Source organism: Chryseobacterium sp. WLY505 (assembly GCF_030846215.1).
Classification (GTDB): domain Bacteria; phylum Bacteroidota; class Bacteroidia; order Flavobacteriales; family Weeksellaceae; genus Chryseobacterium.
In genome coordinates, this window is record NZ_JAVCWI010000001.1 from 476173 (window position 1) to 498958 (window position 22786).

Annotated in this window: 20 protein-coding genes; 5 read left to right on the forward strand and 15 right to left on the reverse strand. The window is 36.1% G+C overall.

All coding sequences use genetic code 11. From position 1 onward, the window contains the following. Positions 1 to 42: 42 nt before the first annotated feature. The 9 genes from RAH34_RS02150 to RAH34_RS02190 form a co-directional block, all read right to left on the reverse strand. Positions 43 to 501, reverse strand: coding sequence for a regulatory protein RecX (locus tag RAH34_RS02150; RefSeq protein ID WP_114820340.1), 459 nt, complete (start codon positions 499 to 501; stop codon positions 43 to 45). Between the two features lie 57 nt (positions 502 to 558). Further along, positions 559 to 1824, reverse strand: coding sequence for a serine hydroxymethyltransferase (gene glyA, locus RAH34_RS02155; RefSeq protein WP_034699074.1), 1266 nt, complete (start codon positions 1822 to 1824; stop codon positions 559 to 561). 150 nt (positions 1825 to 1974) lie between these two features. Further along, positions 1975 to 2880 carry an NAD(P)/FAD-dependent oxidoreductase gene (locus RAH34_RS02160; protein ID WP_306595001.1) on the reverse strand — a complete coding sequence of 302 codons (906 nt, stop codon included), beginning with the start codon at positions 2878 to 2880 and terminating at the stop codon, positions 1975 to 1977. Between the two features lie 179 nt (positions 2881 to 3059). Continuing rightward, on the reverse strand, positions 3060 to 4586 hold the full coding sequence (locus tag RAH34_RS02165; protein ID WP_306595002.1) for a glycosyltransferase family 39 protein: 1527 nt from the start codon (positions 4584 to 4586) through the stop codon (positions 3060 to 3062). Positions 4587 to 4643: 57 nt separating this feature from the next. Further along, positions 4644 to 5210 carry a hypothetical protein gene (locus RAH34_RS02170; protein WP_306595003.1) on the reverse strand — a complete coding sequence of 189 codons (567 nt, stop codon included), beginning with the start codon at positions 5208 to 5210 and terminating at the stop codon, positions 4644 to 4646. 123 nt (positions 5211 to 5333) lie between these two features. After that, positions 5334 to 6545, reverse strand: coding sequence for an efflux RND transporter periplasmic adaptor subunit (locus RAH34_RS02175; RefSeq protein WP_306595004.1), 1212 nt, complete (start codon positions 6543 to 6545; stop codon positions 5334 to 5336). 100 nt (positions 6546 to 6645) lie between these two features. After that, positions 6646 to 7917, reverse strand: a complete 1272-nt coding sequence (locus RAH34_RS02180; protein WP_306595005.1) for an ABC transporter permease — start codon at positions 7915 to 7917, stop codon at positions 6646 to 6648. A gap of 80 nt (positions 7918 to 7997) precedes the next feature. After that, complete coding sequence (locus RAH34_RS02185; RefSeq protein WP_306595006.1) at positions 7998 to 9227, reverse strand: ABC transporter permease; 1230 nt, start codon at positions 9225 to 9227, stop codon at positions 7998 to 8000. A gap of 130 nt (positions 9228 to 9357) precedes the next feature. Further along, positions 9358 to 10047 (reverse strand): ABC transporter ATP-binding protein, encoded by a 690-nt coding sequence (locus RAH34_RS02190; RefSeq protein WP_034699055.1) that lies wholly within the window; start codon positions 10045 to 10047, stop codon positions 9358 to 9360. A 424-nt stretch (positions 10048 to 10471) separates the two neighbouring features. Between RAH34_RS02190 and RAH34_RS02195 the strand changes: the two genes are divergently transcribed. The 3 genes from RAH34_RS02195 to RAH34_RS02205 all read left to right on the forward strand — a co-directional run bounded on the left by RAH34_RS02195 (position 10472) and on the right by RAH34_RS02205 (position 13558). Further along, entirely contained in the window at positions 10472 to 11446 is a 975-nt protein-coding gene (locus RAH34_RS02195) for a ribonucleotide-diphosphate reductase subunit beta (protein WP_041461620.1), read from the forward strand. Positions 11447 to 11553: 107 nt separating this feature from the next. After that, entirely contained in the window at positions 11554 to 11844 is a 291-nt protein-coding gene (locus RAH34_RS02200; RefSeq protein ID WP_306595007.1) for a hypothetical protein, read from the forward strand. 55 nt (positions 11845 to 11899) lie between these two features. Further along, positions 11900 to 13558, forward strand: coding sequence for a ribonucleoside-diphosphate reductase subunit alpha (locus RAH34_RS02205; protein ID WP_079242943.1), 1659 nt, complete (start codon positions 11900 to 11902; stop codon positions 13556 to 13558). A gap of 391 nt (positions 13559 to 13949) precedes the next feature. On the opposite strand, the gene RAH34_RS02210 is transcribed toward RAH34_RS02205, so the two are convergent. Beyond that, on the reverse strand, positions 13950 to 17135 hold the full coding sequence (locus RAH34_RS02210) for a TonB-dependent receptor (protein WP_306595008.1): 3186 nt from the start codon (positions 17133 to 17135) through the stop codon (positions 13950 to 13952). A gap of 318 nt (positions 17136 to 17453) precedes the next feature. Between RAH34_RS02210 and RAH34_RS02215 the strand changes: the two genes are divergently transcribed. Continuing rightward, the gene (locus RAH34_RS02215) at positions 17454 to 18344 is read left to right on the forward strand and encodes a DUF72 domain-containing protein (RefSeq protein WP_114820472.1); all 891 of its coding nucleotides are present in this window, start codon (positions 17454 to 17456) and stop codon (positions 18342 to 18344) included. A gap of 142 nt (positions 18345 to 18486) precedes the next feature. Further along, positions 18487 to 18717 carry a hypothetical protein gene (locus RAH34_RS02220; RefSeq protein WP_114820348.1) on the forward strand — a complete coding sequence of 77 codons (231 nt, stop codon included), beginning with the start codon at positions 18487 to 18489 and terminating at the stop codon, positions 18715 to 18717. Positions 18718 to 18761: 44 nt separating this feature from the next. Here the strand turns inward: RAH34_RS02220 and RAH34_RS02225 are convergent, their stop codons facing one another. From RAH34_RS02225 to RAH34_RS02245, 5 genes are all read right to left on the reverse strand, one after another. Continuing rightward, on the reverse strand, positions 18762 to 19355 hold the full coding sequence (locus RAH34_RS02225; protein ID WP_306595009.1) for a hypothetical protein: 594 nt from the start codon (positions 19353 to 19355) through the stop codon (positions 18762 to 18764). 211 nt (positions 19356 to 19566) lie between these two features. Then, the gene (locus tag RAH34_RS02230) at positions 19567 to 20211 is read right to left on the reverse strand and encodes an HD domain-containing protein (protein ID WP_114820350.1); all 645 of its coding nucleotides are present in this window, start codon (positions 20209 to 20211) and stop codon (positions 19567 to 19569) included. Further along, on the reverse strand, positions 20208 to 21053 hold the full coding sequence (locus tag RAH34_RS02235; protein WP_114820351.1) for an alpha/beta fold hydrolase: 846 nt from the start codon (positions 21051 to 21053) through the stop codon (positions 20208 to 20210). Before RAH34_RS02235 ends, RAH34_RS02230 begins: the two co-directional genes overlap by 4 nt. 91 nt (positions 21054 to 21144) lie before the next feature. Next, positions 21145 to 22035, reverse strand: a complete 891-nt coding sequence (locus RAH34_RS02240) for a ribokinase (protein WP_114820352.1) — start codon at positions 22033 to 22035, stop codon at positions 21145 to 21147. Positions 22036 to 22102: 67 nt separating this feature from the next. Continuing rightward, entirely contained in the window at positions 22103 to 22738 is a 636-nt protein-coding gene (locus RAH34_RS02245; protein ID WP_114820353.1) for a DUF4241 domain-containing protein, read from the reverse strand. Between the last annotated feature and the right edge of the window lie 48 nt (positions 22739 to 22786).

Here is a 22786-nt window from a genome sequence, read left to right on the forward strand (position 1 = left end):
ACTAAAAGTCATACGTCAAGTTTTTTTTTAATTTATTAATATTTAGCCAAAAATATCAATTATTTTCTCATACTCAAAACCTTTGCTCATCAAATGTTTTATAGTTTTGGTTTTTTTTTGATATTCTTTCAAGCCCGTTTGTTTGGTATAATAATCATCAAAAATTTTTCTGATGGTTTTCTCATAATCAGAATCATCAATCTCATCAAAACAAGAGTTTATCAACCTCTCTGAGATCTGTTTCTGCTTAAGATTGATTTTAATTTTGGTTTTCCCCCAGTGTTTGATGTAAAATTTTCCCCGGATATAGCTCCTGGTAAATCGTTCTTCGTTCAGGTAATTTTCTTTCAGGAGAAATAAAATGATTTCCTCTTTTGCTTCATCAATAAGCAGAAATTCCCTCATCTTCTGTTCCACCTCAGCATGGCAGCGATCCTGGTAAACACAATAGTTAACCAGTTTCTGCTTAATTTCATCGAAGGTATAAGATTTTTTTTCCATTGTAATAAAAAAAGAATGAGCAGTTTGCCCATTCTTTATATGATATTGGAATGTCTGTTAGTAATTGAACAGAGCTTTACCTTCCATTAATTCGTTCACTTTCTTTCTTACAGAACCAAGAACTTCTTCATTTTTGATATTGTCCACTACTTCAGAAATTAATCCGGCAATAGTATCCATATCATTTTCTTTTAATCCTCTTGTTGTAATCGCTGCAGTTCCCAATCTGATACCAGATGTTGTAAATGGTGATTTATCATCGAAAGGAACCATGTTTTTATTACAAGTAATATCAGCAAGTACTAATGCTTTTTCAGTTTCTTTACCGTTTACTCCTTTGTTTCTAAGGTCTACCAGCATCAGGTGGTTATCTGTACCACCGCTTACGATATCAAAACCTCTGTCGATCATCGCTTTTGATAATGCCTGAGCGTTAGATTTAACCTGTTTTGCATAGGTTTCAAACTGTACGTCCAATGCTTCACCGAAAGCTACCGCTTTACCAGCAATCACATGCTCAAGAGGTCCTCCCTGAATACCTGGGAATACAGCTCCGTCCAGTACCTGGCTCATCATTTTGATTTCTCCTTTTGGAGTTTTGTGACCGTAAGTATTTTCAAAGTCTTTCCCCATCATGATCATCCCTCCTCTTGGCCCTCTCAGGGTTTTGTGAGTAGTAGTCGTTACGACATGACAGTGTTCGAATGGAGAGTTCAACAATCCTTTCGCCACTAAACCAGCCGGGTGAGCAATGTCTGCCCAAAGCGTTGCTCCAACTTCGTCTGCCACTTCTCTGAATTTAGCATAGTCTAAATCTCTTGAGTACGCAGAGAAACCTGCAATAAGCATTTTTGGTTTTTCTCTCAATGCCACTTCTCTCATTTGGTCATAGTCGATAAGACCTGTTTCCTGCTGAACTCCGTAAGAAACTACGTTATATTGAATCCCTGAGAAATTCACTGCAGAACCGTGAGTAAGGTGTCCTCCCATTGAAAGATCCATTCCCATGATTTTGTCACCTGGTTTCAAAACTGCAAGATAAATGGCTGCATTCGCCTGAGAACCGGAATGTGGCTGAACATTCACGTAGTCTACTCCGAAAAGTTCTTTAGCTCTGTTGATCGCTAAAGTTTCAACCTCATCTACTACTTCGCATCCTCCGTAATATCTTTTTCCGGGATACCCTTCAGCATATTTATTTGTCAGTACACTTCCCATTGCTTTCATCACGTTTTCAGAAACAAAGTTTTCTGATGCAATAAGTTCTAAACCATGGGTTTGTCTTTGTCTTTCCTTTTCAATCAGGTCGAAAATAATATCCATTTTACTTTTAGTTTTTGAAATTTTCACCCCAAATGTACGGAATTTTCGTCGAGATTTATCTATTGAAAAAATGATTTTTAAACACTAAAAAATGAAAATATGTATCCATAAATCCTACATTATGGTTCTTTTAAATGTGTCAAAAAGCCTTTAAAATTCCTCATCAGAAAGTTCTTTATTCACCATAGCTCCGGCAAAACTCCCTTGTGCAACTGCATTGGCTACGGAACGCATCATGGTTACATTATCTCCACAGGCAAAAAGTCCGGAAACGGTTGTTTTCTGCATCATATCTACTTTAATAAATCCCTGTTCTGTCAGTTCACATCCCAGATCATCAGATACATTGATATTCTGCTCAAAAGGAATTTTAGCATACAAAGCCTGTAAAGGAATTTCTTTTCCGTTTTTAAAAATTATTTTTTGAATGAAACCATTTTCATGTTTTACTTCTTTGATTTCATCTTCGTTAAGAATGATTTTATTCTGCTTCAGTTTTTCAAGTTGTTCGTCACTAAGAACAGCTTTTCCATTGGTAAATAAAGTGAGGTTTTTAGTCAGATTAAAAATCAGTTTTGAAAACTCGTAGGCCATATCTCCGTTGGAAAGAATTCCGGTGATTTCATTTTTCACTTCATAACCATGACAGTATGGGCAATGGATAACAGAAATTCCCCAACATTCTGCAAATCCGGGAATATCCGGCATAATATCCTTCACTCCTGAAGCAAGGATGAGCTTTTTGGTATTAAATTTTTCTCCGGATGAAGTTTGAATTTCAAAACCTTCGGTTGTTTTTGCTGTTTTTACGACTGTTCCATTATAAAACTTTACAGTGTCATATTTTTCTACATCTTCTTTTGCCAGCTTTGCAATTTCCGCGGGTGTTTTTCCGTCATGAGTAACAAAGTTATGGGAATGCGGAGTCTGTCTGTTGCAGGGTTTTCCGTTATCAATAATCAGGACATTTCTTAAAGATCTTCCTAAAGACATTCCTGCTGATAATCCAGAATAGCTTCCTCCTATTATAATAACATCAAGGTTTTTGTTTTTCATAGCTCAGTTGATAATTGATAGTTGATAGTTGATAGTTGATGATTGATGATTGATGATTGATGATTGATGATTGATGATGCAAAGATAGCTTAAAATCAATTAATGCAATAAAGTTGCAATAAAATTTATCTATTAGCTTTATCCTGTCTGCAAATCATCTTTTCCAACTCTATTAAAAACTATTTCCATTCATTTTTAACTTCGATAATTTCATCCTGAATTCTTTTATTGACATCTATTTTTGCTCCCTGTAAACTAAAAATAGCAGTCCCTCTTTCTCTTGCATACGGATTGGTAATAGAATCTTCCAATTTTGCAACTTCAAAAAAAGAGCCGGATTCTTCAAGTTCTTTCCCTGCTTCAGAGGCATCTTTGACTCTGATAACATTTTTATATTTCTTACTTAAGTCAATCCAATTAATATAGTCTGCGTGAAATGACATCGCTGTTACTCCAGCTTTGGTATAATAATTAATCGCTCCTGTCTGTCCATAATTGTCACACAACACCATTGTATTTCCGGTTTTTGATAGCCTGGAATATTCTTTATCTACCTTTTGAGCCAGTTCTTTCCAACCCTGCATATCTGCAAAATCCTGTGGCAGCGGATGATCTTTTCCATCTTCCCAGCGAAGCAGTCCTAATTTTTTGTACTGGCTTTGGTGGGACACGATGTATTCAGGACTTTTATTTGGAAAAGCCACATTATACAAAGGCAGGAATAAAAGTACAGGAATGAGAAGACATACGGGTTTCAAAAATCTTTTCCAGCTTTTTTCAAATACATTTCCGAGAAAAACAGCACCAAAAGCAATATACACAGGATAGAGTCCTATCGCGTAGTAGTCTTTTGCTTTAAAAAATAAAAACAGAGTGATCGTGATGATATAGCTCCAAAAGAAAAACCTGTATTTTTCAAAAGGTTTGTATAACAGCAATGCTCCCCAGCCTGCAATAATCACAAAAATAACTCCGACAAAAAATAAAATCTGAGATTTCATAAAACCCATCCGGTCTACATGCACCAATTGTTTTTCAGAAAGTTCTTTCATATGATGAATAACAGGAAACTGGTTCTGGTACTGCCAGAAAAGATTGGGAAAAATAATTATTAAAGCTAAAAGAGCTGCCCAATACACATGAGGCTGCATAAAAATCTTCCTCTGCTCTGTCAGCAATAATGCGGGAATAAGCCCCAATAATGAAAAAGCAATATTGTATTTGTTTAATATTCCTATTCCGACAATGATGGCGCTTATATACAACCATTTTACTTTTTGAGAATTGAAATATTTAATCAGACTGTAGTAAAAGAACAGCCAAAGGAAAATCTCCAGAGAGGTGGGCTGGAATAACATATTTACCCGAAGCAGTACTGAAAATAATATACCTGAAGAAGCCAGCACTTTAGCAAACAGGCTTCCCTTGAGTTCTTCCACAACTTTCCATGTCAGTATTATCGTTAAAGCTCCGAACAGAGCGGGAAAGAATTTAACCCAAAAGATGGAATTGCCCAACATTTTAATCATCCATGCCAGCCAGGAATTAACAGGAGGAACGGAAAGATATCCCCATGCCAGATGATTGGCCTGGTCAAGATGGAGGTATTCGTCTCTGTGCAATTCATACTCAGGACTTATCAAGGAATATTGAAGGGCAAACTTTGCAATGATAAAAAGTAACAGAATCCAATAGTCTTTTTTCATGGAATATAGTTTGAAATTTAAAAATAAGACATTTTGAATGCTCAATTTGTTACAATCTTATGCCTTTTCGAAGTTATTATTAATCATTTCGTTTTTTATTTTTTGAATCTTGTCTGACCAATAATTAATTTCCTCGTTTTTATCCGCGAATTCTCCTGTAGATTTATTTTGACATAAAATCAATGAATCCTGATAAGACTGCAAGATGGCTTTTAAATATATTTCATAGTCATTAGGATTTTTGGGAATATATCCAATCCCATCACAGCCGCATGTATGAAAGCATTTTCCTGTTTTTAAAAGACTTTCTATGATTTTCCATTCTTTGACTGCTGTTTTTTTAGGAGCTTTGAAATCTTTCCCCAGATCAGCCATTATATTGTTGCACTCAGGACATTTTATAGTTCTGTTTTCAATCTCTGAAACAATTTTTTGTAATTCTTCTGTTTCTCCTTTTGTGAAAACATATCCTACTTTACGAATTACCCTTCCATTAGATTCATGGTATGTTTTTTCTTTTTCAATCCTTCTTATAATATCATACGAATCCTGCTGTTTAAATGATTTTCTACATTTAAAACAGACATAATGTGATTTATAAGTTTTCCCGGCGTATCTGCACATTTTTCATAGATTATCCAATTCAAATATAGGAATTTACACTTGTATAAATTTTGATAAAAAAAAGAATCCCGGAGAAAAAAATTCCTCCGGGATTCACAGTTTAAAAGTGTATAGTGTAGTTTATTATTTTTTGTTCGCTTTTTCCTTAAGCTCTTCCTTATCTTTATCGGATGGGTTCCACACTTTAATTTCAGTGTCTTTTGTAATATTGGATCCCGGAAGAATCTGAACGTTGATCCCGTCACTTGCTCCCAGTTTCAAATATACTTTTTTGAATTTTCCATCATTTTGCTTCGCTTCTACGAAAGGAACATCTTTACCTTGTTTCTTTTCATACTGAACCAAAGACTCATCCAATAACAATGCATTTTTCTGGGAACTCAAAACAATTTCACCATTCGCAGAAAAACCTGCTCTAATATACTCATTATTAGGATTAGTTACGTTACCTTCTACCGGAAATTTAATAGTTCCTGCATTATCTTTACCTTTTGGTGCAATCATCGTTAGTTTTCCTGGGAAAGTTTTATTTTGCAGTGCACCGATCACGATATTCATATCCATCCCTTCCCTTAGCTTTCCGGCCTGGGCTTCGTCAATTTCGCCTTTAAAGATCAGAACATTTAAATCTGCCACTGAACAGATTGTAGTTCCTGCATTAAAGTTATTGGCTTCAATCACCTGGCTTCCTGCTTTTACGGGAACTTCCAATACGGTACCTGAAGCTTTTGAACGGATCTCGGTAGTTGCCAACCCTTGTCCTTTAAGTTCAGGAGTTGCTCCGGTTTTCGCAATTTGCAATCTTTTTTGAGCGGTATTCAATTGCTGCTGGGCATTTTTCAAAGTCTGCTGCTGAGAGTATAACTGCTGCTGAGCGTTCAGATATTCCTGTTTTGAAGCCACTCCTTGCTTATATAGTTTATCCTGCATTTCAAACTGCTTTTGCATATTTCCTACATTCATCTGAGCATTACTGATCTGGATCTGCGCATTCTGAACTTCCTGCTGTGCAGCGTTTACTTCGGAGATGCTTGGAACAATTTTTACGGTAGCAATCAGCTGTCCTACTTCTACTTTATCTCCTTCCTTTACTAAGATTTTATCTATAATCCCTGCAATATTGGGTTTGATTTCAATTTCTTCTTTGGGAACAATTTTCCCTGTAGCCATTACTTTATCATCCATATTCTGGATAGTAGGTTTGCGGGTAAGGAAAGCCTCATTCTCTTTGGAGTTTGATTTGATAAAATAGCCAAGACCTGAGAACAATGCCACTGCAAACAAAAGCCCCAACACTATATAAATGGCTTTTTTCCAGGTGAATTTCTTTTTCATATGTATAGTTTATTTTTTATTCAATAGATTGAAAGATTTAAAAAGACTGATTCTCTGTATTCTTTTATTTAAATCTTAAAATTGTTTATTTTCAAATTAATTACTCTGTTCTTAATGCTTCAATAGGTCTGATCTTTACCGCTCTTTGTGCCGGAATCATCCCGATTATCAATCCTAAAATTACCATGACAGCCATCGCTGCAAATACATTTCCATAGTTAACGGTCGGATTATAAAAAGGAAATGAATCCTGCCCCTGGGTAATGGCATTAAGGATCATAAGGACAAAAATTCCAGACATAAAACCTATTAATCCGGAGGAGAGTGTAATCACGACACTTTCCAGCAAAATCTGATTTCTTACTTCAGCTGGTTTTGCTCCCAACGCTCTTCTGATTCCGATTTCTTTGGTTCTTTCTTTTACTGTAATCAAAAGAATATTGGAGATAGCGATTACTCCTGCAAGAATAGTCAGGGTACCAACAATAATGGTCAGCAGCTGCATTCCTGTAAGGAAACCGGTCAGTTTTTTAAATTCTTTTCCAAGATTGAAGCTTCCGAAAGCATTGGTATCTTCAGGTGAAACTTTATTTTTGGTTTTTAAAACCTGTTTCACATCTTCTTCTACGGAATTAACATTAGCATTAGGCTTGCTTACGATCGCAAACAGGTCTATCTGGTCTCCTGCATTATACATTTTCGTGTAAGTGGAAAGTGGAATAAAAGCGGTCTGATCATTTTCAAAACCACCTCCTTTTTTCACACGGAAAACTCCGATGACATTAAAGAACAATCCCTTAATATTGATTGATTTTCCTATTGGATTTTCTTTTTTCTTGGAATCAAAGAAGTTTTTATAAATTTCTTCTCCAATAACGACTACATTTTTATTCCCTGAAACATCGGCATCATTGATGTAGCGTCCGTAGATCAGTTTCTTTTCCGAAATTTTATTTCCTACAGAGTAATCTCCGGTAAGCGAATAGGTTCCGTTTTTCCCGTTTCTTGACATGGCTTCTCCCGGTGTTCCGGTAAAGCTTCCTCTGGCATTTTGGGGAGATATATAATCTATGGCTGTTACTTTTCTTTTCAGCATTTCCATATCATTTAAGTTCAGATGAACTTCTCTTCCTTTAGGAAATCCTTCGTATGGAATTGATGTTTTCTGTGCCCAGAGGAAGATTGAGTTGGTGGCAAAACCGGAAAATAATTTATCAAAACCATTCTCCATTCCTTTTGCTGCTCCAAGAAGGCTTACATACAAAAACATTCCCCATCCTACACCGATCATGGTAAGGAATGTCCGGAGTTTATTATTCCTCAATGAATAATAAATTTCCTGCCAAGTATCTTTTTTAAATATGATATTCACCTTTTTGAATTATAAGTTATAAATTATGAGTTATGAATTCCGCCAAACTGGATTTATTTGCCTTTAAGCTTATTTATCTGTTATTCTGTTCTCAATGCTTCAATAGGTTTGATTCTTGAAGCTCTGTAGGCAGGTACAAATCCAGCAATCAATCCTGAAAAAATCAGTGCAATAAATGCCATAATAATAGATCCCCAACCTACACTTGGGCTTTTAATGAAGAATTCTTCAAGACTGTCACCAATAAGACTTAATGTCAAAACACCTATTCCTACTCCTACAAGTCCGGATACTACTGTAATCACAACGCTTTCCTGAACAATCAATCCTACAATTCCGCCTGGCTTTGCGCCAATAGCTTTTCGCACTCCGATTTCTTTGGTTCTTTCTTTCACGATGTACACCATGATATTACTGATCCCGATAATTCCCGCCAGCAATGTCCCCAGACCAATGAATCCAACAATTGCGGTAAGAACTGCCATAAACATAAATGTATCATTCATGTTTTTGGCGTTATTCCATACACGAACTCCATTTTCATCATCAGGAGAAACATTTTTTCTGGCTTTTAATTTATCCTGTAACTCATCACCATATTTTATGGCCTGATCCGGAGTCAGCTTATCATTATAAGTGATATAGGCTATATTTACGGTATCAGAACCCTTTTTCATCTGCTGCAAAGTCGTAATGGGAACAGTAATATGTCTCTCATCTCTATCTCCGCCATCATCTGAAAAAACTCCGATAACTTTATACATTGTTCCGTTAATATCAAGTTCTTTTCCTATCGGGCTTCCATTTTTGATCAAGTCACGCTGAACCATTCTTCCAATGACAGCAACATTTAATTTTCTTTCCAAATCCATCGCTGTCAGATACCTGCCATCAATAACTTTTCTGTTTTCAATGACCTGCTCACCAGGTTCAGCTCCGTTAATCTGATAAAGGCCGCTTTCTTTTCCATATTTAACCATTAAGCTGGCAGTGTATCTCGGACTGGAAGGTCCCGCTTTTTCCTTATCTGTATTAATCAAAAAATCATAGTCTGCGTTATTCAACGAAATATTTCTATCAGACTGCAACCCCTTATAAGCTAAAGTGGCTTTCCCTGTTGAAATAATAATAAGGTTCTTAGCATCTCCGGCAAATCCTTCTGAAAAAGCATTCTGAAGTCCTTTTCCAATTCCAAAAAGTACAATAAAAATAAACAGTCCCAGGGCTACTGTAAACCCTGAAAGTACCGTCCTGAGCACATTGCTCCGGATAGAACTGAATATTTCCTGCCAACGATCTAGGTCAAACATAGTTTTTATTTTTTTACTTTGTAAAAAAGTCAATTAGCTGCGCTCTCAATTTTCTTCGAAGTCAATTAACCTATTTTTCCTCTTCATTATCCATTCACTTGCGAAGCAAAATTGACCATTCACGATTCACTTATAATACAATCTGCTTAATAAACTCATCACTTTCAATAATCCCGTCCTTCAGTACTACATTTCTTTTGGTTTGTGCAGCAACGTCCGGTTCGTGGGTTACAACGATGATTGTTTTCCCTTCATTATTGATGTCCTGAAGCAGTTTCATAATATCATGAGTCGTTTTGGAATCCAGTGCTCCCGTAGGCTCATCTGCCAGTACTACTTTTGGGTCTGTAATCAAAGCTCTTGCAATAGCTACTCTTTGTTTCTGTCCTCCTGAAAGTTCACTTGGAAGGTGGTTGGCCCATTGTGCCAATCCTACTTTTTCCAGATATTCCATCGCTTTCTGATTTCGCTCTTTTCTCGGTACATTCTGATAGTACAGAGGAAGTGCTACATTTTCTAAAGCCGTTTTATAATTGATAAGATTAAAAGACTGGAAAATAAATCCTAGAAATCTACTTCTGTATTCCGCAGCTTTTACTTCAGATAAATGTTCGATAGGAACTCCATCCAATTCATAGGTTCCTGAATCTTTTTCATCCAGAATCCCAATAATATTAAGAAGCGTAGATTTTCCGGAACCGGAACTTCCCATAATAGAAACAAACTCCCCTTCAGAAATATTCAGATTAATTCCTTTGAGAACATGAAGCTTGCTTTTCCCTGTATCGTATGACTTATTTAAATCCTGAATTACTAACATTAAGTGATGTATGTTTTATACCCAATAAGTAGATGATATTTTCAAATTGTTACAAGAATAAAAATTTATTCAAATATTTTTTTGTTTAATACATTAATCCTTTATTAATAATACTTTATAAAATATTGTTTAACTGTAACTCTCTATTTGTATCTATTTATCCTCAAGATTGCTGTCCAGCCTATTATTCGAGCCTGTTTCATGTAAATGTGGAAAACTTTTCAGGCTAAAAGTCAGCCTATTAGTATTTACCTCTTTCAAAATCAGTTCTTTTTTTCGAACTTTGCTATTAGTTCTTTACAAGAAATATGAATTTGGGGAAGTGAATAACTTTAATTCACAACTCGCAGATAAACAAAAACTTAAGTATTTCCGGAACGTTATCCACAAGGATCTAAATTATTTAATTATAAAGATATTTAATATGGGAATTTTTGATAAAAGAGTAAGTTATAAGCCATTTGAATACCCGGAGGTTCTTCAATTTGTAGAAGCCATCAACAAATCGTTCTGGGTACATTCGGAAGTGGACTTTACTGCAGATGTTCAGGATTTTCATTCGCAGTTGGAACCACATGAAAAGCATGCTGTGAAAAATGCGCTGTTAGCCATTGCACAGATCGAGGTGTCTGTAAAGACATTCTGGGGGAATTTATACAACCACCTACCCAAGCCGGAATTCAATGGATTAGGATCTACTTTTGCAGAATGCGAGTTCCGTCATTCTGAAGCATATTCCCGTTTATTAGAGGTTTTAGGATACAATGACGAATTCCTTAACGTGATCGAAATTCCTGCCGTAAAAGGAAGAATAGAGTTCCTTGGAAATGCTTTAAAACATGCTAATTCTGCGACACCTAAAGAGTATGTTTCCGCTTTACTATTATTCAGTATTTTAGTAGAGAATGTTTCTCTTTTCTCGCAGTTTGCCATCATCCTTTCTTTCACAAGATTCAAAGGTTTCATGAAAAACGTTTCCAATATCATCGCATGGACTTCCGTAGACGAGCAGATTCACGCTAATGCAGGAATCTACCTGATCAATAAAATCCGTGAGGAGCAACCTGACTTATTAACAGACAGTGATATCGAAGACATCTACACGTTAGTAGACGAATCTATCGCAAGAGAGGGAGATATCCTTAGCTGGATCTTTGAACTGGGAGAAATTGACAACGTTTCCAAAGAAGATCTTCTTAACTTCATGAAATACCGTGTAGATGACAGCCTGAAGAAAATCAACATGAAAACAAGATACAACATCACGCCTGAACAATACAGACCAATGGTATGGTTCGAGGAAGAGGTTTTCGCCAATTCATTAGATGATTTCTTTGCAAAAAGACCTGTAGACTACACGAAGCACGATAAGAGTATTACAGCAAACGATTTGTTTTAATATTGGGCGCGAGCGAAGCGAGCGTCAAAGCAGTCAGTATCAGGATTACCCTTTTCTGATTCATAAGTGGAATTGCTGTTCATGAATAAAGCACAAATACAAAAGAAATGATCAATGTAATAGTAACCTATACGGTAAAACCCGAATTTGTTCCCAACAATAAAACGAATATCCAAAAGTTTCTGGAAGATTTCAAAAATTTAGATTCTTCCACCTTTGAATATAAAATTTTTGTAAAGGAAGATGGTGTTACTTTTGTACATTATTCAAACTACATCAATGAAGAAGTTCAGCATGAAGTTTTGAATGTTCCGTCTTTTAAAGAATTTCAGAGATTAAGAGACGAAAGCGGGCTGAACGGTTCCCACAAAGTAGAAATTTTACAATCAATACTATAAAAAAACAAAATTCCGGAGTGATTCTCTCATTCCGGAATTCGAAAATATAACATCTATGGAAGAGCAAAATTCAAATATATGGTGGCTCAATGAAGAGTCTGAGCAAATGTTGAACAGAGGATATCTGTTGAAAGGTGAAACGGTAGACGGAGCTATCGACAGAATTACCACTGCTGCTGCAAAAAGGTTATACAAACCTGAACTTCAACCGGCATTCAAAGAAATGATCACGAAGGGATGGATCAGTTTCTCTTCTCCTGTATGGGCTAATATGGGAACAGAAAGAGGTCTTCCTATCTCATGTTTCAATGTTCATATTCCGGACAGCATTGAAGGAATTACTCACAAAATGGGTGAAGTCATCATGCAGACTAAAATCGGAGGTGGTACTTCAGGATATTTTGGAGAATTGAGAAACAGAGGAACAGCTGTAACAGATAACGGAAAATCTTCAGGAGCCGTTTCATTCATGAAGCTTTTCGATACAGCAATGGATGTTGTTTCTCAGGGAGGAGTAAGAAGAGGTGCTTTTGCTGCTTACCTGGATATTGACCACGGAGATATTGAAGAATTTTTATCCATTAAAGATATTGGTAGCCCGATTCAGAACCTGTTTACCGGAGTATGTGTACCGGATTACTGGATGCAGGATATGATTGACGGTGATATGGAAAAACGTAAAGTTTGGGCAAGAGTATTGGAAAGCCGCCAGCAAAAAGGTCTTCCGTATATTTTCTTCACAGACAACGTCAACAGAAACAAACCTCAGGTTTATAAAGACTTAGGAATGACGGTAAATGCAAGTAACCTTTGTTCTGAGATCATGCTTCCTTCTACAATGGAAGAGTCTTTCATTTGCTGTCTGTCTTCTATGAACCTTGAACTATATGATGAGTGGAAAGATACAGATGCTGTTAAATTAGCAGTATATTTCCTTGATGCAGTATTGTCCGAGTTTATTGACAAAACTGAAGGTAACTATTATCTGCAGGGAGCAAGAAACTTCGCGATGCGTCACAGAGCTCTTGGATTAGGCGTTTTAGGATACCATTCTTATCTACAGAAAAATATGATTCCGTTTGAAAGCTTTGAGGCGACTCAGTTCAACGCAAGAGCATTCAGACATATCAAGGATCAGGCTGAGCAGGCTTCAAGAGAGCTTGCCAACATCTATGGAGAACCGGAAGTATTGAAAGGGTATGGATTAAGAAATACCACTACAATGGCTATCGCTCCTACCACTTCAAGTTCTGCCATCTTAGGACAGACTTCTCCTGGAATTGAGCCTTTCTCTTCCAACTATTATAAAGCAGGTCTTGCAAAAGGAAACTTTATGCGTAAGAATAAATACCTTGCACAATTATTGAAAGAAAAAGGGCTGGATAATGAAGAAACATGGAGAACAATCATGCTCAACCATGGATCGGTACAGCACCTGAACGAGCTTACTCCTGAAGAAAAGGCAGTATTCAAAACGTTCAAAGAAATTTCTCCAATGGAGATTATTTCTCAGGCAGCACAAAGACAGCAGTACATTGACCAGGCACAGTCACTGAATCTTCAGATTCCTTCTACAATGCCTGTAAAAGATGTTAACTACCTTTATATTGAAGCTTGGAAAAAAGGAGTAAAAACCCTTTACTACCAAAGAAGTTCATCGGTTTCAAAAGAAATGATGGTTAACTTCGTATCATGTTCAAGCTGTGAGGCATAGGACCAAGTAATAAACACGCTATATTTACAAAAGCATACCGAGAGGTGTGCTTTTGTCGTTTTCAATGTTAATAAGTTTTGGCTAAAGCCAACGGAGGGTTTGTTTTATGAAAACGGGCTGAAGCCCGTTCCTATTGAATAATTACAGCTTGTATATAATTATTTTGAGTATTTCCCACAGATTGCGCAGATCTTCGCAGATGATTGCATGTATTCAAAATGATTTAGTAAGAATAAAAATGTATTTCTTTTGCCGGCAAAAATCATCATTCATCATTCATCATTCATCATTCATTATTTATTATTTATCATTTATAATTCATAAAAAAGGTCCGGAAAGAAAATCCGAACCTTTGAAAAAGAATAGTATGAAGTAAAATGTAAAAGCGTTATTAAAAATTGTATCGAACACCCAGTTGAGCCTGGAATCTTGATGCAAACTGGTCAATAGTATAAGGCAGTCCAGGTGTTTTGAAATTGTACGTAGGATCTCCCGCAGAAGGCTGCCCTGTCGCTACATTGCCTACCTTTGTTAATCCTACACTTGCTGTTGAGTTGAAAGTATTAGGTACAAAATATACTTTACCCCAATCTTTGTTCAACAGATTGGTAAAATTGATGATACTTAATGAAATCTGTATATTGTTCTTGGACTTTTTGCTAAGTCTGATTTCATCCATGATTCTGATATCTGCCTGAATATTCCAAGGCGTAACGTCCCCGTTTCTTTCTGTGAATTTGCCTCGTCTGGATTTCAGATAGTCATTACTGTTGACAAAATTTTCATAGTCTGCAATCTGCTGCTGAGCAGTTACCAATACATTTCCTGCAGCATCTTTGATAGGAACGATATATTTGGAAGCTTCTGCAGCATCTTTAAAGATATAGGCAAGTCCTGCGGCCTGTCCTGTATTGGCAATTGTACTGTTGACAAATCCCCAGGAAAAAGGATTTCCGGACTGAGCATTGAAATATACGTTGGTGGATAACCTGTTCATATCAGAAATATTAAAGGCATATCCAAGATTGGCTACCACTCTGTTTTTGATGGCGAAATTGGAGGTGGTAAGTTTCGGGTCATTAGGCGTAAGAGACTGGTTCATCTGCCAATTACTTTCCATAGAATTTCTGATACCATTGGTGATATCTTTAGCATCTCCGTAAGTATAGGCCACAAAGAAATTAAATCCGAAATCATATGACTTTGAAAGCTGTGCTGTCAGGTTATAACGATATCCTTCTTTGGTATTGGATAAAAGATAAGCGTTAGAAAAGTTACTGTTGATATTGGTGCTATAGATCGGCATTTCATGGTTCGTATCATAGCTGTAATACGTCACATTATCCGTCTTGTTTACCTGCTGGAATTTCAGATCATAAAGTACTTTTGTATAGATTCCTTCTAAGGTTAATTTATATCCTGCCAAAGTATAATCGAAAGCTAATGAACTTCTCCACACTCTTGGCATTTTAAAATTATTATCAATAAGATCTACCTGTACTTTGGATGAGTTCTGCCATTTTGGGAAATTGGCACTGTTCAATGGATCTCCGTTGGCAGCAAGCTGTGCTGGTGTTGGTGCATTATAATCATAACTTCCAAAACCTACTCCATCATTATAATAAGCATATCCTAACCACGCGAAAGGAATTCTTCCTACAAAAATCCCTGATCCTCCTCGTAGTACCATAGATCTGTTTTCTGTAAGATCAATCGTAAATCCAAGTCTTGGAGAAAATGTAGGCTTATTCAGGTAGTTATTGGTAAGCTGACTTAGTGGAGTGTAATTGTAGGTATTTCCAGCGTTCGGATCCTGAGGAGAATTGTTTACCAATGGGCTTAGTTGTGGTTTATTTGGTAAATCTGTATAATCTACTCTTACTCCCGGTGAAAGTCTCACTCTTCCCCAGTTGATTTCATCCTGAAGATACATGGAAAGCAGATTTACTTTATATTGTGCATAAGGATTATCAAAAAGGGTATCTCTGCTATCTCCGTTGAAAGGGTAAGTACCTCTTATCCTTGCAGGTGTTCCATTATAAAAATCAGTTAAGTTTTTATAGGAAATTCTTCCGTTCAAAGCATTTACAAAACCATAATTAATATTGTATAATTCGTTGTGAGTCCCCAGTAAGAAAGTATGATTTCCTTTTTTATAAGTAAGGTTATCCGTGATCTCAAAAGTTTTCTGCTTCATATTGAAAACAGTAGCCTCTCTGTCATTTCCCAGCAAGATTGTTCCTCCGTTGTAAGCAATTTCAACCTGTGGAAACATGGCATTACCGGAAGTAGGATCTCTGTAATCATGAATAGAAGAATATCCTACCACTAAATTGTTGCTCCACTTATCATTAAAACGGCTTTTCAGCTCAAGTGTAGTGGTAGACGCTGTATTTTTCTGAATGAAATCCATACTGGAAAATCTGAAATTGGCTCCATCTCTTTCCAGGTTGGAGGCCTGTGAAAATACCGTATTATTTTTAATGGATAAAGTATGTTTATCATTAATTTTCCAATCCAGTTTATTGAAAAGTTTAGAACTTTCAGAGAAGTTGTTGTACTGATTAAAGCTTCCTACATTGAATCCGTATTTATTTCGTACAAAATCTGAAATCTGCTGAGCAGTCTGTTCGTTCACCAGTGCTCCCGGATCGTTGGCATTATAGAAAACAGGATCTGTTCTTTTGGTATATTCAAGGTTGGTAAACAGAAACACCTTATCTCTAACTACCGGCAATCCGACTCTTCCTCCATAGATAAAGTCTTCAAAATCGCTCGGCATTTTAGAATTATCTCCTACTCTGTTTCTTCCTGTGATAGCTGCATTTCTTCCGTATACATACATTGAGCCTGTAACATCATTACTTCCACTTCGGGTTACTGCATTAATACTTCCTCCAAGAAAATTCCCCAATTTCACATCGTAAGGTGCAATATACACCTGCACATCCTGAATAGCATCCAGACTTATTGAATTGGAACGTGTACTGCTTCCCGGCATTCCCGAAGTACCCGTTTGTCCGCCCAGTGACGGGCTGAAACCAATAGCATCGTTATTGATAGAACCGTCAATTGTTACGTTATTATAACGAAAATTGGTACCATTGAAAGAGTTGTTGGCACTCTGAGGAACCAATTTGGTAACATCCTGAATTCCACGGTTGATATTCGGAAGACCGGAAATTTGTGCCTGGCTGATTCCCACTCCATATTTTGCGGTCGTCTTTTTTGATGTAATTTTTACCTCATCAATTGTTTTTTCTTTGTTTCCTACTTCTACTACTGGTAAGTCGTTATTTCCTAAAGAAAGCTGCAGATTCGGGTTTTCATAGATAACCTGTGATCCGTCAGATATTTCAATTTTATAAGGTCCTCCCGGCTGAAGATTATCTAAACTGAACTGCCCTTTGCTGTTACTTTTCGTTTCAAAGGTACTGTTGGTAGGAATGTGTACTACCTTTACTGTGACTTCGGAAGAGATTCCCTTTAATCTTCCAAAAATTTTAGAGCTGGTTTCCTGTGAAAATGCAAATCCAAACGATAAGAGAGCAAAAGCACAGATAATTTTTTTCTTCATATTTTATTCGCTATAAACTTGGTGTAAAATTAGATCTCGTAAAAATGAAGTATGGTAACATAGAATTAACATTACGTAACAGAATGTTTAATATTTCCTTAAAAAAAACTTAATAGAGACAGGGAGGAAATCTTAAAAAATTTTCTACACAAAAACTATAAAAGGCTCTGTTTTGCAAGTATTCCAAAAGGTTTTTAATTTCTTAAACCTTGTCATATGCAATCATTTTCTGTTGAAGTAGTTTCCGTAGAAATCATGAAATGCTCTGAGATTTTTGGTTTATATTTGTGTTTATTGTTTAATACCAAAACTACAGATATGAAATTCGGACAAGTAGAAGATCCTTCAAAAATAGATTTCACATTACCTAAAGACCATCCTAAAACGAAAGAAATACTGGCCCTCAATAAAAAAGGGCTGGAAAACATTTCTATCGGATGTGCCAAATGGAATAAAACAGACCTTAAGGGATTCTATCCTAAAGGAACTAAAGATGAACTGACTTATTACGCTACTCAGTTTAATTCTATTGAACTGAATGCTACTTTCTATGGAATGCCCACTCCAGATCAGGTAAAAACCTGGAAAGAAAAAACTCCGGAAAATTTTAAATTCTTCCCAAAGATCACCAATACTGTTTCCCATTTCAGAAGGCTTATTGATGTGACTGATCCCGTAACTCATTTTGCTTCTGCTATTATCAATTTTGATGAGAAATTGGGAATGGCCTTCCTTCAGCTTCACGATAATTTTAAACCTAAAGATTATGACAGGCTGGAAAAATTCGTAAAAGAATGGCCTAAAGAAGTTCCGTTAGCCATCGAGCTCCGAAATACGGAATGGTTTACCGATGAGGAAATTCTTAATACAACCTGTGATCTTTTTGAAGCCCATAATATCACCAATATCATAGTAGATACTGCCGGAAGAAGAGATATGCTTCATATGCGTCTTACTACTCCTAATGCATTTATCCGTTATGTAGGAGCCAACGCAGAAAGTGACTACGAAAGACTGGATGATTGGTTGAAACACCTTACCCAATGGAAGAAAGAAGGTCTTCAGAATCTTTACTTCTTCGTACACCAGAATATTGAAAAAGCCTCTCCTTTACTATCTGCTTATTTTATCAGGAAGATGAATGAAGAATGGAAAACAGATATTCATATTCCGCAAATGGCCACAGAAAATACAGGAACACTCTTTTAGTATAAAGGAATACTGAGATAAAATTAAACAAGCTCATTTCAGCAGATCTCTTATCCCCTGATGAATACCTTTCTGTAAAGAAAAAATTCGTATCTTAGAGTATAATGTATTTCACTCAACATTATGCTTTAAAACATAAATCATGGAAAAGGAAATTTGTACAATCAGCATTGCTACCAACTGGCGTGGTGATGACTATATTTTTTATGAAAATCGTACCATAAAAAGAGTATATGATAACCACAGTTTGAATTCCAATAAGAGCGAATGGCTTGAACCCAAAGAAATAAGCAAACAAAATAAGGATAAACTTATTAAAGCCTGTCCTGAAGAATTTAAGGAACAGATTATGCAGATTCTGGATTATCCTTAACAGAAACTAAAAAGGTAATGAGTTTCCAATACTCATTACCTTTTTTATTTATTCCTTCTAAGCAGCAATACAAGATTGAGAAACAGAAGCAGAAAGTCCAGCGTAATCCAGATTCCCAGTTTGGTATTCTCATAATTATAAGCGTCTACCTGCTTTTTGGCCGCATCAGACAGCTTCATACTTTGATTGATGTAGTTCTGTACTTCTACAATCTGATCGATATTTTTATTAGGTACAGAATGTTGAGAAAAATAGACCAGGTTTTTCTTTCCAAGATAGCCTGCAATCCAGTATTCATCAGACTTATCCATTTTCAGGTATTCTATTCTGTAATATTCCGGACGTATTTTGCCGATATGTTTAGGCTCAAGGGTAGTATTCTGATCTGTTTTATCTACTTTGATTAAGTAAAAATCCAATGCCTGCGGAAGTTTATTAATCACCTGAAGCCCCACAGAATTATCCACAAATGCTACAGCACTTTTCTTGATAAACCAGTACGTAAAAACAGAAATTGAAAAAACAACTGTTACAATACGAAACAGCTTTGTCCACTTGGCCATACTTCCTGATTTAACCTTAAACAGGACCAACGAAAGGACACAAGCCAGAAATATGATAAAAATAATGAGTGTCATATTTTACAAAGATACTTCTTATCTCTATTTTATCCATGTTCGAGGCCAATTTTTAATTTTAACCAGCCTTAAAAAATGGTTTTCTATATTTATTTCCCTTTGAACTGATCGGGTAAAAAATATCCTAACAAATAATGTTATATACAATATTCGTTAGGATAGTTAATTTTTGACAAGCAGTATCAGATTTAATTCATTCCAATTGTTGGCTCTAATCTACATTCCATTCTTTATAAAACTGGTCGAGGAAATTCAGCATATAATTATGTCTTTCTTCGGCCATTTTTTTTCCTTTTTCAGTATTCATCATATCTTTCAGAAGCAGTAACTTTTCATAGAAATGATTGATCGTTGTCCCATTAGATTTTTTATACTCTTCTTTTGACATTCCCAGTTTGGGTTGTATATCCGGATGATGCATCAGATTATTTTTAAAACCTCCAAAATTGAATGTTCTGGCAATTCCTATAGCTCCTATGGCATCAATACGGTCCGCATCCTGAACAATCTGAAGTTCAATAGGTGGATTCTGCGGTGCCTGATCTCTGTTTTTGAACGAAATATTTTCGATTACAAATAAAACCTTCTGAATGATTTCTTCGGAAACATTCTGTTCTTCAAGAAATGTTCTGGATATTTTAGGAGCAATGGTTTCATCTCCGTTATGAAATTTAGGATCTGCAATGTCATGAAGAAGTGCAGACAATTCTACTACCTCTTTGTCACAATCTTCTGTTTCGGCTATCTGAGCGGCCAGTTTCCAGACTCTTTCAATATGGAACCAGTCATGCCCGGCTTCTGCTCCTTCTAATTTTTCTTTTACAAATGCTACTGTGTTGTCAATCGTACTTTTCATTTATCTATCAGTTCATTTAAAATAATATCCCATAGTTTGCTGTTGTAACTTCTAAAAAAATTGATATGCCCGATTTCATTTTTATCTGATTCTGAAGCAGCGACCAACCTGTAAGTCGGTTTAAGATTTGAATAGGTATTATTTAATAAGCTCAATACTCCTTTTTCTGTAAGCCATATATCATCTTCAGCCCGGATTACAAATACTTTCTGTGTCAAATTTTTAGAAAAGTCGTCAATTTTTTCCAACAGCCTGTTGGTTGATTTCTTGTTTAAAATTAAGGTTCTCCAGTCATATGCGCAATTTTTTGGAAGACTTTCTCCCAATCCAAACCAATGGGCAGGGAAATATCCTAGCAATGAGGTTGTTAATGGCTGAGCGATTCCAAAGCCTAAATACGCTTCAACTTTTGTTCTTCCTTTAAGGTTTCCTACAAAGGCATTTTGTGTTCCTACAAAAACAAATTCTTCAAAGATATTGGAATCTTCATTCATTCCGAGAATGAGTGCACCTACAGAATGCCCCAAACAGTACTTTTTATGGTCTTTAAATTCTGATTTGATATATTGAGTTATCGCTTTATAATCTTTCGAACCCCAAAGCCTCATAGAGCCCTGAAATCCTCTCATATTTTTCGGTTTGGAGAGTCCTATTCCTCTGTAATCATAGGTAATAACTGTAAATCCCTGTTCACAAAAGTAGCTGGCAAAAGAAAAGTATACCTGCTGCTTTACCCCTGTTGCTGAATTGATCAGTAATAGTTTTCCATTATCTCTTTCCGGCGTAAATAAATGGGCAACGAGAGTGATATGGTCTTCGGTGGTGAATATTAGTTTTTCCATACTATAAAAAAGAAAAAATCCACTATAAAAGTGGACATTTTACTTATATGTTTATGTTAAGTTTTAAACTTTTGATATGTTGCAAATAGCTTTAAGAAAAGAAATCCGAAATTCTCGGCAGTCCTGTCTGAGATCCTTTACCTCCGGAAACTCTTGATGAAACTTCATTTCCGAATTTCACACATTCTTCAATAGAATTCCCATGGCATAATGCAATGGCAAACCCTGATGTAAAGGCATCACCCATCCCCATTTTATATACTTTTTCGTCCTTATCGTTTCGGTAATATTTCATTTCTGTTCCATCAAAATAAATGGTAGAATTGGTATCATCTCGTACAAATACTTTATTGAAATATTTTTTAAGAACTTCTTCCCTTTTCTCTTCTCCAAAAATAACGTACAGTTCATTACTTTTAGCCACAATAAAATCAACCATTTCCAAAATCTCTTCGTTGACTCTCATTGCAGGAGACGCGTATAATCCTACTTTCTTTCCGTATTTCTTAGCTTTCCTAACGGTATGTTCCACAACATCCATAGAAACTTCAAGCTGTACCAGCACAAGATCGGTGGTATTGAAATATTTCTCTGCTTCGTCTATATGCGATTTGCTAAGATATTTATTGGCAGCGGGTACTACCACAATCGCAGCATTTCCATGAGAAGTTGTTACATAAGCAGTTCCTGTAGCTTCTTTATCTGTTTCATGAACAAATCCTACATTTACATTTTCGCTTACCAGATTCCTCATGATCTGTTGCCCAAGAGGATCCATCCCAACGCATCCGATAAAGTATACACTTGCTCCCAACCTGGCCGTACCTACTGACTGATTAGCCCCTTTACCTCCAAAGTAACTATCTGATTTGATAGCTAAGACGGTTTCATTAGGCAAAGGAAGTTTTTCGGTTTCAAGAACCAAATCTATCGATGAGCTGCCCACAACAATAATACGAGGTTGTTCTGATGAGAAATTCATTGTGTTTTGTATTAGCTTTAAAATTTATAACTGACAAAATTGTGTCTCAAAAATAACTAATTTAAAATTAACTTATCTCAATAAATTCAGTAATTATTTTCACGGGTTGTTGATCTTTATCATAAGCGATATAGCTGGCATAAAATCCTTCTCCATATCCGGTTTCAAAAGCAAATATAGTTCCGGGATGTTCTTTTGCCGGTTTAAGAAAGGCGTATTGGTCTATTGCTCCGTTTTCATCGAAGAAATAATCATGGAAAAATTCTTCATAGATTCCCATAAAATCACCTCCTTTATTTTCGTATAATCTTTGTTCCAGCTCATTAAGGCTGTTTTGGGTATCAACATCCATCAGACATCCCATCCCACTTTCCACAGGATAGCCAAAAACCTCTCCTTCTTCAAGGTCTTTTATGTTCTGTCCCGCTGTGGTAGCCATTTTCCATTCTTTAATTTCAGAATGGTTGAATATAATTTCAGCATAGGCTACACAGTTACTATCTCTTTCTTTGTGAAGCATTACTGAGAAATCTCCTTTCGGAAATTCTGTAGTAAAAGGAAGCATATCATTCGTAATCAAAGGATCACAGGCAACCAGTTTCCCGCTTGAAAGATAGATCTTTCCTACTTCAAAACTTTCAAGCAACGGACTTTCTACAAAGTCTTTCGAGAATAGTTTTTGTATGTTTTCTATATGTGTCATTGTATTTATTCTTTAAACCATCAGGCTGGATACAATTGTTCATGTGTA